14 protein-coding genes and 2 pseudogenes are annotated in these 15,596 nt (G+C 39.9%); all 16 read right to left on the bottom strand.

The window, feature by feature from the left end; all coding sequences use genetic code 11:
- Positions 1–130: 130 nt before the first annotated feature.
- Positions 131–446: pseudogene (locus IY568_RS10720) on the bottom strand (UDP-glucose 6-dehydrogenase); the annotation flags it as partial.
- Positions 447–533: 87 nt separating this feature from the next.
- Positions 534–1,658: a TDP-N-acetylfucosamine:lipid II N-acetylfucosaminyltransferase gene (locus tag IY568_RS10715; protein ID WP_125558971.1), complete on the bottom strand. Its 1,125-nt coding sequence runs from the start codon at positions 1,656–1,658 to the stop codon at positions 534–536.
- Between the two features lie 27 nt (positions 1,659–1,685).
- Positions 1,686–2,699: an ATP-grasp domain-containing protein gene (locus IY568_RS10710; RefSeq protein WP_194867527.1), complete on the bottom strand. Its 1,014-nt coding sequence runs from the start codon at positions 2,697–2,699 to the stop codon at positions 1,686–1,688.
- Positions 2,700–3,581, bottom strand: a complete 882-nt coding sequence (locus IY568_RS10705; protein WP_230090658.1) for a 1-aminocyclopropane-1-carboxylate deaminase/D-cysteine desulfhydrase — start codon at positions 3,579–3,581, stop codon at positions 2,700–2,702.
- A gap of 4 nt (positions 3,582–3,585) precedes the next feature.
- Positions 3,586–4,362, bottom strand: a complete 777-nt coding sequence (locus tag IY568_RS10700) for a formyltransferase family protein (protein WP_194867526.1) — start codon at positions 4,360–4,362, stop codon at positions 3,586–3,588.
- On the bottom strand, positions 4,359–5,447 hold the full coding sequence (locus tag IY568_RS10695) for a DegT/DnrJ/EryC1/StrS family aminotransferase (RefSeq protein WP_194867525.1): 1,089 nt from the start codon (positions 5,445–5,447) through the stop codon (positions 4,359–4,361). Before IY568_RS10695 ends, IY568_RS10700 begins: the two co-directional genes overlap by 4 nt.
- A 2-nt stretch (positions 5,448–5,449) precedes the next feature.
- Entirely contained in the window at positions 5,450–6,892 is a 1,443-nt protein-coding gene (locus IY568_RS10690; protein WP_194867524.1) for a lipopolysaccharide biosynthesis protein, read from the bottom strand.
- Positions 6,893–6,895: 3 nt separating this feature from the next.
- A complete protein-coding gene (gene rfbA / locus IY568_RS10685) occupies positions 6,896–7,771 on the bottom strand; it encodes a glucose-1-phosphate thymidylyltransferase RfbA (RefSeq protein ID WP_125558959.1) in 876 nt (291 codons plus the stop codon).
- A 12-nt stretch (positions 7,772–7,783) separates the two neighbouring features.
- Positions 7,784–8,841: pseudogene (gene rfbB, locus IY568_RS10680) on the bottom strand (dTDP-glucose 4,6-dehydratase).
- A 505-nt stretch (positions 8,842–9,346) separates the two neighbouring features.
- On the bottom strand, positions 9,347–9,871 hold the full coding sequence (locus IY568_RS10675; RefSeq protein WP_194867523.1) for an acyltransferase: 525 nt from the start codon (positions 9,869–9,871) through the stop codon (positions 9,347–9,349).
- Position 9,872: 1 nt separating this feature from the next.
- Positions 9,873–11,051 carry a glycosyltransferase family 4 protein gene (locus tag IY568_RS10670; RefSeq protein WP_125558953.1) on the bottom strand — a complete coding sequence of 393 codons (1,179 nt, stop codon included), beginning with the start codon at positions 11,049–11,051 and terminating at the stop codon, positions 9,873–9,875.
- Between the two features lie 52 nt (positions 11,052–11,103).
- On the bottom strand, positions 11,104–12,066 hold the full coding sequence (locus IY568_RS10665; protein ID WP_125558951.1) for an EpsG family protein: 963 nt from the start codon (positions 12,064–12,066) through the stop codon (positions 11,104–11,106).
- Between the two features lie 2 nt (positions 12,067–12,068).
- The gene (locus IY568_RS10660; RefSeq protein ID WP_194867522.1) at positions 12,069–12,926 is read right to left on the bottom strand and encodes a glycosyltransferase family 2 protein; all 858 of its coding nucleotides are present in this window, start codon (positions 12,924–12,926) and stop codon (positions 12,069–12,071) included.
- A gap of 13 nt (positions 12,927–12,939) precedes the next feature.
- Entirely contained in the window at positions 12,940–13,683 is a 744-nt protein-coding gene (locus IY568_RS10655) for a glycosyltransferase family 2 protein (protein WP_194867521.1), read from the bottom strand.
- Positions 13,683–14,621, bottom strand: coding sequence for an exopolysaccharide biosynthesis polyprenyl glycosylphosphotransferase (locus tag IY568_RS10650; protein WP_228553267.1), 939 nt, complete (start codon positions 14,619–14,621; stop codon positions 13,683–13,685). Before IY568_RS10650 ends, IY568_RS10655 begins: the two co-directional genes overlap by 1 nt.
- A gap of 26 nt (positions 14,622–14,647) precedes the next feature.
- On the bottom strand, positions 14,648–15,595 hold the full coding sequence (locus IY568_RS10645) for a hypothetical protein (RefSeq protein ID WP_194867520.1): 948 nt from the start codon (positions 15,593–15,595) through the stop codon (positions 14,648–14,650).
- Between the last annotated feature and the right edge of the window lies 1 nt (position 15,596).

Below are 15,596 nucleotides of genomic sequence, written 5' to 3'. Positions count from 1 at the left end.
TGAGTGGAGAAAGCTACAGATTGAAAGACAAGCGCCGAGCAGGCGCAATACCTGAGTAAGCAAGTGGATCAATTTTAAATGATCGAATTCAGGCTGAAAGTGGATCAGTTTTCGGTGATCGTTGACACTCAACTAGATCTTTGATAACCGATTCGACTGAACTGGTATTGAAATAGTTAGTTTCAGGGTCATAGTCTGTGGGTGTTGCAATAACAATAAAGTCTGCATGTTCATAAGCGCTAGCTTTATCCGTCGTAGCGACAAACGGCTGTGTTTTTGACTGCAGAAACTCAGTGATTTCTGCATCGGCGATGGGAGAAAACTTCGAGTTGAGCATTAGAGACACGTTCTTCAACAATATCCAAAGCGACAACATCGCAATGTTGTGCCAATAACATTGCATTCGACAGGCCGACATAACCTGTACCTACTACCACTATATTCATTTTGCTAGTTTCCGACTCTAAAAAGACTCAAAGAACAAAGAAGTAACCACTATCTTTAAAAGTATGACCACTGAAGCCTGGCTCGGCTCAGTCAATACACTGTGCAATGAGCTTCTTCGTTTTCCCTTGTACATGACTAAAGCTAATTTCCTTTTCGATAATCTCCCTATTTTTAAGCTTTGACTTTTCATCTAAGTCAACTGAAAGGAGCTCCGGAGAGTTCTGTAGCTCAGCCATGGTATGTATGACACATCCCAAATCCCTAAAGTGACTGTAGGCATCATTCTTCTCATTGACAAAAACTCTGCTTCCTAAATACAAAGCAACAACAATATTACCAACACCTTGCTGCCTACAATGATTCATAACGACATGTGAACACTCAGAAATAAGCTTAAAATACTCAGTCTGCTCCATAAATTCAGTCAATGGTTCAATATCGAGATCTAAGTTTCTAGCGTAGTGAATAATTTTATCTCTCACTTTAGATGAGGCACCATATGAAAGTGGGAGATAAACTGTTCTTTTATTGCCCATAAGGGAGTGAAGTACGTCCAGCGCTTCAATGTGATTATTAGGAGGGGCTGCACTGTTACCGAGTAGCACACTATTTCCAGATACCTTAACGTCTTTTAGGCTATTTAACACATTACACGTACTACCATAATTCCAATCTATGAACTTACAATTCATTAAGGGATATAAAGACTGTAATTTAGTATACTCTCCGTAGAGCACAGGTGAAAAGTAGTCAATCCTCTCTAACAAATAGCTCCAACTTACTTCAATTTTCAATACTTTCTTTAGCTTTGACTTCAAAGCCAGGAAAGTATTGTTACCTTGAAAACTTCCTTTATTCAATATCGAGTGGGTTTTAGGTAGAACCAATTCACCATTGATCAAGCTATAGTAATCATAACCCATTCCTACCCATAAAATTCTTATGTTTTTATCAAGGTTGTATACCAACCTTTTATTGAACATCGTGAGTGAATGTAAAACTATCAAATCATAGCCTGCTAGCTTTTTCAGAAAAGCGGCATCCGAAAAAGACTTTGCAGGTATGAATTTAGGTTCAATTTTTTTTACGTATTTTAGCTCTCGTTTCTCGCCCACAATAAAGTAGTCTGAGCAACCTGGAGCTGCCGCTTCAAACTGTATGTAAGCGAAATCAGGGAATTTTTCATCATGAATAAAGTGAGCAATTTTCATCTATCACATACTTAAGTTATTAAATGTTTATTTGCTGATTATAACCGGAACGAGCTCTTTCCCAGCACGAACATTTGGTATGACCGTGATATTCGTTCTTGAAGTGCCCTTGCCCATAGCCCACTCAATTATTTGCTTAGGAATATTGGCACCCGCTAAATGTGAGAAAGGATACTGACCACCGAACCGAGCATTTAACTCGAGCACATAAAAATGCCCATCCTGCTCGAGAAAATCGATGTCAAGGACTGCAATATGAGCTAGTTTTTCAGCGATACGTTGGCCAATTTCAGCGAGGTGCGGGTTGTCAAGCGTGACGGCTTGATCCGTTTCTCCAGCTCTCATTGCTATTTTGTGTTTAACGAAACTAGTGACAAAATTAGCAGATAGGTCGTTAATCGCCTCAACCCCATATTCATCTCCCAAAATAGCTTGCTGGATTAAAACTGACTCTTCCAAAGCAGCCTGAGATTCAAATTTCAAGTAAGAATTTTTAATATCATTCAATACTTTTTTATAAAAAACAGCTAACTCTTCACGGTTTTCTGCCTTATATATTCCTATTGACCCCATCCCCCAACGAGGCTTAACGATAAGGGGGAAATTCAAGCTTTTCTCATCTAGCGCGGATAATGCAGTTTCAAGATTAAGAAAGGTTTTCGGTGTAATAATATCATTCTGTGTCAAAAACTCATATGTTTTCCACTTATCATTACAGGTATCAATCACATGCTGATCTGACACAACAACCTGAATACCATTATTAGCAAACTTCGACTTATTCTTTGCTAAAACAGGAAGATCTATATCAAAAAGGGATATAAGCATATCGATTTCATTTTCTTTACAGTAATCAATCAAATAGTCGATATAGTCTTCACTGTATATATTAGGCGTAATCGTAAATCTATCAGCTTGCCGAATTGCATATGTATCAATGCTATTTGAGGCATGTACAACTCCCCCTAATGAAGAGAGAACCTCCTTAAAGTATTCAACAAGGTATGTTCTGCGCCCAACCGAAGTCAATAATATATTCATTTAACAAGCCATCAAGTTTAATAGTCCACCTGTATGCCAAAATAAAACATTACTTTGGCTCGTATAGTTTCCTGATTTAATCATATCTTCCATACCAAACCAGGCTTTCCCGGTATAGGTTGGATCGAGAACAATGCCTGTGCTTCTAGCAACCTCTATAACTTTAGACGTTAATAATTCAGAACTGTTTTCATAACCACCGAAGTGATATCGATCTGTAAAGAAAATATCATTTGAGTAGGTTTTATCTAAACCATACTTTTCTATGAATTCCTCAACAGATTGCCGTACAGCCTCTGTGCCTCGCGCTTGTTCTCTGGCAACGCTAATGCCATATACTTTGGTTTTAGGGAAAAAGGATTTAAATCCACAATGCAAACCGGCTTGGGTAGCACCAGTTCCACTTGCAACAAAAACAGAGTCGAAGTCTACATCGGATTGACATTCAACTTCTTTGACAGCATCAAAGAAGGCTAAGGTACCTTCGTATGAATGCCCTCCTCCCCAAATATAGAATGGAGTTAACCCGTTTGATTTAAAGCGATCCATTTCTCTATCCATGACATCGGATACATCAGACATTTCACAATATACGACGTTTACGCCTAATAACTCCAACAACTTGAGGTTACCTGTCGATCGAGAAACTGGGGAGCTGTGAATGACTATTGTGCACTCAATACCCAATTCTCGGCACTTTATAGCTGTTGCTCTCACATGGTTTGATTGCAGCCCTCCACAAGTGACTACAGCGTTGCAACCATCGCTTAGACACTTGGAGAGGATATACTCTGCCTTTCGACCTTTGTTACCACCACCCGAGATAGGGTATAAATCGTCGCGTTTCAGGTAAACATTAACACCCAGTTTACGGGAAGCCATTGGGCTATAGACTAACGGGGTCATCGGTTTTCTCATATGATAACTTTATTTTACTATTTCCAATTTTAGTATAGGCAGAGGGATAATCCTTAAAAGTGAACGCTTTGATAATTCTCAAGGAGGCATCAGAGTCTATCTTTTCCAGGTTGATATATCTCAACCCATTAAGGCTATCTTTATTGTAGTACCTAGACACATACCCTTTCTCTGTAAGTTCGCTAAGTGGCGTCTCTATTGCAGTACCATTCAAAATACTTTCAAATATTTCTATAAAACCTTCGAGTAGGGCAACTTGCGTTTTAACAAAGAGATCGTAACCTGTATCACTGTTTTGTACCTTAAACTCGCATCTCTTTAGAATATTACCAGTGTCTATCCCTTCATCTATCCAGTGCAGCGTACCACCACCAATATTGCTACCAGATATAATTGTATGCACAGTACTGTAAAGCCCACCAAACTCAGGTAAGAGCCCACCATGAAAGTTAACAATGCCTACGCCGAATCTATCGATAATTTCTTTTTTAATTATTTTAGAAAACCGACAACTGATTCCCAGGTCAAAACTTTGTTCTGTTTTCTTCAGTTCATCGAGAGATAGAATAGGTATGGATTTAGCTCTTGCGTATTCAAGCAGAAGCTCATCATCCCACGGGTCGTTGTTTGTCGGATTCTCATTACCAATAACGACTGCTGAAATTTCGCAACCATCGTGTTGTGAAATAAACTTCGCAACCTTAGTCGCGATTGGCAAATCCCCAAATATCACAACCTTCTTCATAGAATTAACCCCACAATGAGTTCCATATCTTCGGTGGATAAATCAGCATGGATTGGTAAACAAAGTACTTGCTCGGATACTTTTTTTGCACAAGGAAACTCTTGTTCTGATGAATGATATAATTCAAAATCAGTTACCAGTGGATAAAAGTACTTTCTAGCTAGAATGTTATTTTCCTTGAGCAAAGAAAACAGCTCATCTCTACTTTTTCCAAACGCTGTTTCGTCAATGAATATAGGAAAATACGAATAATTCCATGAGATATTGTCTTCAGGCGTCAATAACTTAATGCCCTCAACGGAGCCTAGTTTTTCATAGTAGAAAGACGCAACCCCCTTTCGTCTCTCTATTGCGTCATCAATATGCTTCAGCGTTACAAGGCCAAATGCCGCCTGCACTTCATTTAACTTTGCATTGATACCGCATTGACTAATTACACTTTCCGATTCAAACCCAAAGTTCTTGAGTTTATCCAGCTGCTCTTTTTGCTCCAGAGTCTTGCATACCACAGCACCACCCTCAATTGTGGAATATGCCTTCGTTGCATGGAAACTTAATATAGATAAATCACCGTAGTTTAATACCGAATGCCCATTCTCAGTTACACCAAATGCATGCGCTGCGTCGTAAATCACCTTAAGATTATACTTTCGAGCAAGGGCTTCGATGGCTTCATTGTTACATGGCATACCGTAGACATGAACAGGTACAATTGCACATGTACGCTCTGTAATAGCAGCTTCTATATGACCTACGTCCAGATTATATGTATCAGGATCTATATCAACAAAAACGGGTGTGAGTCCATTCCATTTAATGGCGTGTGCCGTTGCCACAAAAGTGTATGGGGTAGTAATTACTTCACCTTTCAACCCTAAAGATTGTAATGCTGTGATAAGTGCCAGAGTCCCATTAGAAAACAGGCTAACGTAAGGCACATCCAGGTACTCACATAATGCAGCTTCCAGCTCCTGATGATAATGACCACTGTTTGTCAGCCATTTACGCTGCCAGATATCTTCTAAGTAAGGTGTCAGCTCCTCCAGAGGAGGCAGAAGCGGTGAAGTTACGGTAATTTTATCCATGGTCAATTTTCTTTCTTTGCGAAAAAGCTTTTAACAATATAGCTATATAATCGAGGTTGAAGGTAGCGAACACTTACTATGTATATGAAAGTAGCTAAGAGCATCGTAAATACCACTCTTACCCAGTCAAGTTCTGAAATCAAGGTAGACACATACCAAGCGACACCGCAGGCAAAACTACTCATTAAAAAGATTAAGAGCAGTGTTCTGAGTTGGTCCATAACGGATAAGCCATTTAGCTTACCATTGTAGTAAGAATTGATAAAAAATGCGATACAGGACTGAACGACCATACCTATACATATCGCCTCCAAGCCCAGCGGCACTGTACAAATCAATATAACGGTTGTGATGCCTTTTTTAACAACCTCGAGCTTCAAAAACAGGTCAGCTCGCCCTTTAACCTGTAACATGTTGAGATTAATTGCATGGATCGGGTATAAGGTAAGCGCCAAGCAGATAAACGGAACCAGTTCAGCTGCCGGTCGCCAGACTTCTCCCAGCATTAAAGGTATTAGAGGATCGGCAACAACAGCTAATCCTATCAATAGTGGAAATATGACTAACGCAGCAAGTTGAAGGGTTGTTAAATAGGCGGTTTTCAAGCGCTCAACATCGTCCTGAATACGACTTAGCATAGGATAAGTTACCCGCTGTATTACCGTCGTCATAGTCATAGCCGGTGTTTTTGCTAACTGATTGGCTTGTGTAAAATACCCCACCTGCACAGCACTATAGTACTTACCAATAATGATTTGATAAATATTTTGGTAAATACCATTTAGTAGCCCCGCCAACATCAATTTGGATCCAAAGCCAAACAAGTAATCAAAGGATGCTTTGGAGCATCTACTTTTCGGCGCCCAGGGTCTTACAATGTTCAAAATCATAATATGGCTAAACGCATAGCTGAGAGATTGAGCGACAAGCGACCACACTCCGACGCCCTGATATGCACACACCAACGCAACGCCACTACTTATCGTAACAGCACCGAAAGAAGCAACCGCCAACTTTTTGAAATCCATATCAATGGTGAGCATCGTTTTTGGCACCAATGAAAAGGCATGAATAATAATAACAAGCGCGAGCCAGCGAAGCAGGTTGGTGAGTTGGGGCTGCTGATAAAAGTCAGCAATAAAAGGCGCACAAATGTATAGTAAAAGATAACACAACACACCAACGGCGATGTTGAAATAAAAAGCGGTCGTAAAGTCTTGTTCAGTACGATCTAATTTTCTAATAAGAGCGGCACCCATGCCGCTCTCAACAAATACCTGGCTAATTGCCAGAAACACAGCCAGCATGCCTACCAAACCAAACGCTTGGGGGCCCAACTGGCGCGCCAGGACAAGCATAATAAGCAGTTGTACAAGCTGAGTAATAAGTCGCTCTATTGCGCTCCACTTAATACCTGAAGCCGCCTGAGATTGTAACTCCGACATAAATCAGGCTTTAAGCAAATCAGACAAGTATTGGCCATAGCCATTCTTTGACAGCAACTTAGCTTTTGCGGCGATTTCTTCTCTACTTAACCACTGCTTGTTAAAGGCGATCTCTTCCAAGCATGCAATTTTATATCCTTGCCGTTTCTCGATCGTCTCCACAAAGTGCGCCGCTTCAAGGAGACTTTCATGCGTACCAGTATCTAACCAGGCGTAGCCACGGCCAAGTAACTGAACATTCAGTTTATTGCGCTTCAAATATAGCTCGTTCAAGCAGGTAATTTCTAACTCCCCACGATGTGACGGTTTAACCTGCTTCGCGAGTTCTACAACCTGATTATCATAAAAGTACAGCCCTGTTACGGCAAAGTTGCTTTTAGGCTTTTCGGGCTTTTCTTCTATTGAGATCGCTTTTTTATTTTCATCGAACTCAACCACCCCAAAACGCTCAGGATCGTGGACCTGGTAGCCAAATACAGTTGCCCCCTCACCATTCCTGGCTTTCGCTACAGCGTTTTTTAACTTGGGTGTAAAATCCTGACCATAGAAAATATTATCCCCAAGGACCAGACAAACATCGTCCTCACCAATGAAGGATTCACCTATAATAAACGCTTGGGCAAGACCATCTGGTGAAGGCTGAACAGCATACTCCAGGTTGATACCAAACTGTGTGCCATCACCAAGCAGGCGCTGGAAACTACTCTGGTCTTCAAGTGTCGTGATCAACAGAATATCTTTGATACCAGCCAGCATCAAAACTGACAACGGATAATAAATCATAGGCTTGTCATAGACAGGCAGGAGCTGTTTAGAAACACCCATGGTAATAGGATAAAGACGGGTACCGGAACCACCGGCTAGTATAATACCTTTCATAACTTACTCTAATTATACTCCCAAGCGCTCTCGTGAATAAGAGCCATCGAGGACACGGGTCCACCACGCTTGATTGTTCAAATACCACATAACCGTTTTTCGAATACCCGATTCAAAAGTTTCCTGAGGTACCCAACCAAGCTCATCTGCAATTTTGCTCGCATCAATAGCATAGCGTACATCATGGCCTGGGCGATCTTTAACATAGGTAATCAAATCTGAATAATGTGCAACACCATCAGGCTTAGTGGGCACCAACTCTTCAAGTAACGCACAGATAGTTCTCACAACATCGATATTGGCTTTCTCATTGTGACCGCCAATGTTGTACGTCTCACCTACGTGCCCTTCTGTAACCACTTTATATAATGCTCGGGCATGGTCCTCAACATATAACCAATCACGTACCTGCAACCCATTGCCATACACAGGTAAAGACTTGCCTTCTAGCGCATTCAGTATCATTAACGGAATTAACTTTTCAGGAAAGTGATAAGGCCCATAGTTGTTCGAGCAATTAGTTACAATTGTGGGTAAAGCAAAGTACGATGCCAGGCACGCACTAAATGATCGCTGGATGCTTTTGATGCGGAATAAGGCGAGCTTGGCGCATAAGGTGTTTCTTCTGTAAATAGGTCTTCTGGGCCTTCCAGGTCGCCATACACTTCGTCAGTTGAAATATGATGGAAGCGAAATTCTGACTTTTTGTCATCACTCAATGCTTGATAATAGAGTCTGGCAGCTTCAAGCAATTGATACGTGCCAATGATATTTGTCTCGATAAACTCTTTGGGACCATCTATCGAGCGATCGACATGGCTTTCTGCAGCGAGGTGCATTATTGCGTCAGGTTGATGTTGAGCAAACACACGGTCAAGCTCATTTCTATCACAAATATCAACCAGTTCAAAGCTATAACGTTCACTTGAAGAGACATCAGCGAGTGACTCAAGGTTTCCTGCATATGTCAGCTTATCTAGTACCACTACTGAATCTGTTGTCTCATTGATTATGTGCCTAACGACCGCTGAACCAATGAACCCAGCCCCCCCCGTGACAAGTAGCTTCATGCTTTTACCTCGTGCCAAAAAAACTAAAAGGGAATTATACCTTTTTCAATGTCACCCTCGCAATGAAAAATGCTTGAAATAATAGCCAAAATACCGCTAACAGTTTGTTTAATATCGTAAAATCAAAGTGATTTTTACCATACTACGGAAACGACATAAAAAACTGCTGGTAATAAAAAATAGCAGTACATGCTACCCGTTAAGCTTTTCGAGCCAATCTAAAGCTGCATATTCAACTAATAAACCGCAGAATTCGTAAGGCGTTTCCATAAAGAGGGAATTGATACACCAATTCTTATTTAGGCAAACCAAAACACAGGTTGAAATGAAAAACTGGTCCGCCAAGGCTAGCTCAAAGTAATCGTAAGTACAATTACAACAAGCTTTTTTAGGTTAGAAAAACCTATAACAACACGGAATCCAAGTCAATAAAGCATCCTATTGATTATCTCAGATAATCCTAGCTTAAAAAGTGAAAATTCCGCTTTTCATAAAGACTAAAATATTATGTAGAGCTACTTTTTATAGCCGTAATAGGCTTAGCAGGAACTCCACCATAGATATAATTATCTTCTGTCATCTCTTTAGTCAGAGCAGAATTAGCTGCAAGTAAAGATGATTGTGGTAATACGGACCCCGCGGTTAGTGTGCAGTTTGCTCCGACCCAAGCTCCCTCAAGCACAGAAATTGGCTTGGTATCCGATTTACCATATCTAAATGAGCCATGTTGCAGTGTATGATTCCCGGAAACTAATACACTACTAAAGCCTATCATAACACCATTATTTAAGGTTATTCTATCTATGGCGTTTACAACGACGAAGGGCGCCAAATAAACATTATCACCAAAATAGCAGTTTTCAAGATTTCTAATTATCGCATTGGAAGAAACCTGAAAATTTTTGCCACACGCCGGCATCCCTAAACTATATAATGCTCCCCGAAATCTCATGATGAAAGGAATATCTGGTAACCACCCTAAAAACAAACGAATGAACCAAGTATATAACAGCAACCCCTTGTGCTTCATACTACCTCACCTCTAAAATACTATTCAATTGCTGTAACCAGTAATTCTGGAGGGATATTTCAGACATACTTTTTGCACCACTTGTTAGCTTATTCAATAGTGCATCATCAGATAATAAGTTTTCGAGCTTGCTATAAAGTTCATCTCTGGAACCTGGTGTAAAAATCAATCCATTTTCACCATCTTTTACAAACGCCTTAACACCACCAACGTTGGATACAATGACCGGTTTGTGATGAGACCACCCTTCCATTATAACTCTCGGAAAACCCTCGTAATGATTATTTGAAGGCACAACCACAACATCCGAAGCATCGTATAGTTTCGAAAGCTCCGAGTGTTTAAGCTGACCCATGAACCTTACTTGATTTTCCAGACCCAGCTTACTAGACATCCGTTGCGCTGACTCAAGCTCCGGTCCACCACCAACTATCGTTGCCGCTACTTTACCTTTTAGGCGGTAAACAACCTCCAGTAAATCAAAAACCCCTTTATCTTCGACAATACGTCCAACAAAAAGTAAATTAAGCCTTTCCTGATTAGACGGCGATGGTGCATTTATCAATTCTGGCTGTTTCACCATAACATCCACAAATTGGTGAGTATTACTAGGGGAGTACGTACGGCTAAAGTCCTCAAGCACGTCACCTGTGCACAAATTAATGGTGTTTTCGTGTTTACAAATCTTTCTTAGCTGCCAACGAATGAGCCTTGATAATAGAAAGCCGAGCAGCTTCTCTATTCCTTTATACTTTTTACCACGCCACGTATTAGAAGCATCGGCGCACATATGATGGATAACTTTTTCACCGGCTTTAAGCGCTTGCAGACCAAAGACAATACTCCCCATCGAAGGAGTTCGGATCCAAAAATACGCACCAGGGTGCTCCGCAATCACTTTATCTGCACTTTGCTGGAACGCTTTTAAGTACCCAGCTTTAGTAATTGATTTCAGTGTGAAGTCTTTTGTGGATTTATATGCTGGCGAAGGGTAGAAGTGAGAATGCGCCACCTTGGTACTAAATGTAGTCGGTTGCTCAGAAACTTCCTTCATTGGTGAACAGACATAAACATTGTCTTTACCAACAAGATCTTGCAAAAATGCCGCCGATGTTGGCTTTGTATAACAATAGCCATCATAATACTCAAAAGTTTCACCTACAAAAGCTACAATTTTCATAAAAAACCCACTTACTCAATATGGAAATAAAGGTGTATAACCCTTAGCACGGCTAGAAATTTAGACTAAAGGTTAAGTTTAATGTACTTAACTTAGAGAGAGACAATACTAAGAAAAGTAGCCAAAATGGCACACCTTTATAATAACGCCCTACTTGTTTGTAAAACGCATACAACAAGAAAGGCTCTAACAACAAATAAAGTTTATAGTATCGTCCAGATATCACAGTGAAATCGCTAATCACAATACTAAAAATCACAACAAAAAAGGAAAGGAAGACAAGTTCTGGATATACTATCTTTACCTTACTTACTAGTAAAAGAACAATAAAAAAAAGTGCGATTATCAAGTACAGAGTACCCGCCAGAGAGCGTCCGACATTGTACTTTGTACCCACATAATAAGAATAGCCAAAGCTCACTAAAAGATACTCTATAACCAACTTTAGCAATATTAAACCTAGTACAAAAGCCAAACTAAAAAACACATTCTTTTTAGACTTCAATCCATTCGAGACGCCAAAAAAAAGTTTTTGATAGATTGCAAACATAGCACCAAGTATCACTCCAAAATGAAAAACGCTAGTGATAGGTGCTAAAATATATATGAGCCTACTATTGTGAAATTTCCTAAAAACAATCACAAAGATAATACAAGCTAATGAGTATCGAAGCTGCGTACCAATAAAACCCTGAGAAGATAATATCAAATTAGGCAATGCAAAGAGCATAATCGCGGGTTTTCTATAAAGAAAAAACAGCAATATTGCTATTAAAAAAAGGACTGACATAAAGAAGGTTTCAAAGCTCAAAGAAAAGAACTGAAAGAAGTCAGCCAAAAACTCAAAACCTAGCTCAAATTGATGCCAATCATTATTATAATTACTTTCGTAATTTTTGTAGTCTACATTTAGTGCTCTATCATAGTTCATCAAGGCAAATACACATGAAACACCAATCAACCCGACGAAAAGGCTGATTATACTTTCCACTTTGACAAATCTACTGACGCGCATTTTTAAAGCTTTTCCAAAATAACACTAGGTAACGCACCTTTAACCACTTTCTTTAAAAAAATGGAAAAAAAGCTTGTAGTTATATTGTTTTTCACAGAATAGAGCAATGCTTCAACATACTTTTTGTGCGCTATTATTGTTCGTAATATAACTATTTTCTTAAAACCTTTGGTTGCTTCATCTGACAAGTATGATGAGTAATTCTCTAACCACATAGCAGAGAACAAATAGTCGTTTAGCTTGGGGATCTGAACAAAATCATATACAACTTCATCAAGTAATGTAAAAGTTGCTCCAACCTGTTCCAAAGCCAAACAGTATTGATAATCCTGATGACGCTTTAGATCATCAAACTGAACACGCTGAGCTAAACTAGCAGATAACATTATGCCACTCGTTTGAATTATCTCACATGCAACAAATAGATAATCACCAACCCTTTCATGTTGGGAGATGGCACGTCGTGGTCTAGTGAATGTTCTGCCCGATGGCTCAATAATTTTACACCGGCTATAGATAACGTGGTTTAAGCCTTTCTCGTTTAGCAAGCTCAACTGCTTATTTAATTTTTCAGGATACCACTCGTCATCGTAGTCTAAAAATGCAATGACACTTCCAGACGCTGCTTCCACGCCGGTATTTCTCGCGGTGGCGCCATTAGAGTTCGTTGCATGTCGGATTACCCTAAGCCTTGGATCATGCAATGAGGAAAGCTCATCTTCCGCTTTACATGGTGAGCAATCATCAACAACAATGACTTCAAGATGTGTGTAAGATTGATTCAGCGCACTTCTAACGGATTTGATTAGTAGCCCGCTATTCTTTGAATAAAATGGAATAATGACAGAGATTAGCTGCATTGTAGAAGACAACCTATTTGCGACTTTTTGCAAAGCCTTTGATGGCATAATGGAGGAAATAGTAGCAGGATTTTAATAAGCCCAAGTTAACCTCGTCACGATACAAACGCCATTGCCATTTCAATATTTCCACCTTATTCTGACTCATGCCAACATCGGTACGATAAAATGCCAGTACTTGAGTTATACAATGCGCTTTAGGCGTTTTTTCTAATATCTTCAACCATAATGCCATGTCCTGGCGTTTGCGTATCTTAGGCATATAGAACTTGCCTAAACGTTTTGCATTGTACACCGCCGTTAAGCAACCAATTACATTACTTTTTAACAGCTCAGAGCGTGTTACAGATTCAACAGGCACAACCGTGCCAGCCAGTTTGCCATGCGTTACCTTTTGATAGGCCGTATAAGTAAAATCAACCTTATGCTCAAGCATATAGTTCAGCTGAATTTTTAACTTATCGGGGTGCCACATATCATCCGAATCTAGAAACGCAATAAAATCACCTTTAGCTCGAGAGATGGCATTATTTCTCGCGACTCCCGCGCCCTGATTCTCTGTTTGGATTTGCACTTTGATACGCGGATCTTGAGAAGCATAATTTTCAAGAATACTCTGCGTACCGTCTTGTGAGTTATCATCGGTAATCAATAATTCCCAATACTCATAAGACTGATTTAAAACTGAATTTATCGCCTCATCTATGAATTTTTCAGCATTATAGCTCGGCATTATAATAGATACTAAAGGAGTCATTACTGGCCCATACCAAAAATGACAACTTTCACCGTTTTTAATAAAATTTTCAGATCGGTCAGAGTTCGATGATGTTTGATATAATGGATATCATATTTATGCTTCCACACAGCGTCTTCCACCGACTCACCATAACGATAAGACGTCTGCGCTAACCCAGTTACACCTGGCTTTACCGCATGGCGAAAACGGTAGTAGGGGATCCTCTTTTCCAATTCTTTAATGAATACTTCTCGTTCTGGACGAGGGCCGACCAAAGACATCTCTCCTTTCAACACGTTTATAAGCTGAGGAAGCTCGTCAATTCTGGTCCTACGAATGAATTTACCCACGCGAGTAACTCTCGAGTCATACTTTGATGCCCATTGTGCGCCATTACTTTCAGCATCCTGACGCATAGACCTGAACTTTATTACGTGAAACTCTTGGTTATACTGTCCAGTCCTTTGTTGTTTATAAAGTACCGGACCACGGCTCTCCAACTTAATCAATATTGCCGTAATCATCGCAATAGGGATAGTCAATACAAGCAAGAAAAACGAAAACAGTATGTCTAAAGTGCGCTTTACAACTTGCGTCCGTTTAGACGACAGAATAGTGAATGATTTTTGGTGCAAAAAATAGCTGCTATGCAATAAATCTACTTCAGTATAACCATTTCTTTCATCTAAATAGCTCACCAAAGGTTCTACCCAAGCACCATACTCAGTCGCTTCTACAAGAAACAGGTTTTGCTTAGCTTCCAAGCGGCTAGACTCATAATGACATAGCACCTTATTCTCGAATGAGGTAACGGTATAATCATTAAATACCACTTTAAATCCGCAGCCTTCTAATAGTTTGCTGAGTACCTCAATCCGATCTTCCGGGCTATATAGGTAGACAGTGCCTTGGTTACGAGCTTTAAATGCCGTAGATCTGAACGGTAATTTCTTCAAGATATATAACTCCTACCTACACTAAACTATTTCTGACAGCTACGCTGGTTAGACAAAGTTATAAGTATATATCTAAGCATTAGTACTAAAGATGTTAGAAAGAGCGCAGCCACAGCAGCCAGCACTGAAAAAAGGCCTTTTCTGGGAAAAAATGGATACTCAGCAATAAAAGGCGGATCAACTACTTCAAACATCGCCTCTTCTCTTGTTGTAGCCATCATTTTCTTCTTCTCTTCTTCTTCGATTAACTTATAAAGCACTTGATTCAACGACTCGAGAGCTTGGGTTTCGATTCGATTTTGATAATAGCTTATGCTCTTTTCCGCATCGTTTATTTCTTTGTATTTGAAATATTGATTTACATAGTCAACCAGCTTATCCAATGTTTCTTTAGCGAAAAGCGGAGAATAATGCGTCAAGGTAATTGTCACAAAGCTCGAATCTTTATCTTGAGTTATAGTGAAAAAATCCTTTAAAAAGACTGCATAGACTTGTAAATCACTTGGCTCGAAGCTTAGCCCATCTTCACTTTCTTTCCAGCTTTTGCTGTCATTATCATAGAGTTCATCATCATAAGTCAGTTCATTATTGCTTTGATCCCAACCTGTTGCAGCCCAAAATGCCGGCTTTAAATTATGCTCGTTAATAAAGTCAACAATGAACTTCCTACTTTCTAACGTAGCAAGAGCCAACTGTGTCTTATCATCTCCCCCACCCAAGTTAATCCCTGACAAAGCAGCTAAACCGCCAATTGCACTGTTACTCGGAGAAGACTTAGCAGATGATACAGGTGACACCAGAACTTCACTTTTGTATTCGTTTGGTAACTGAGAGACCCCCAAATAGGTTGCAACAAACGCAACCACAGATACACATAGAATGATTTGCCACTTAGACAGTATGAAATATATCAAGTCTATAAAATCGACCTCTTCATCGAGGTAACTTTTCGCGGTGATATTATTGTCCTGCATA

The organism is Pseudoalteromonas sp. PPB1 (assembly GCF_015356275.1).
GTDB lineage: Bacteria > Pseudomonadota > Gammaproteobacteria > Enterobacterales > Alteromonadaceae > Pseudoalteromonas > Pseudoalteromonas rubra_D.
The sequence above is the reverse complement of the archived record's forward strand: the minus strand, read 5'-3'. Positions and strand labels throughout refer to the sequence as shown.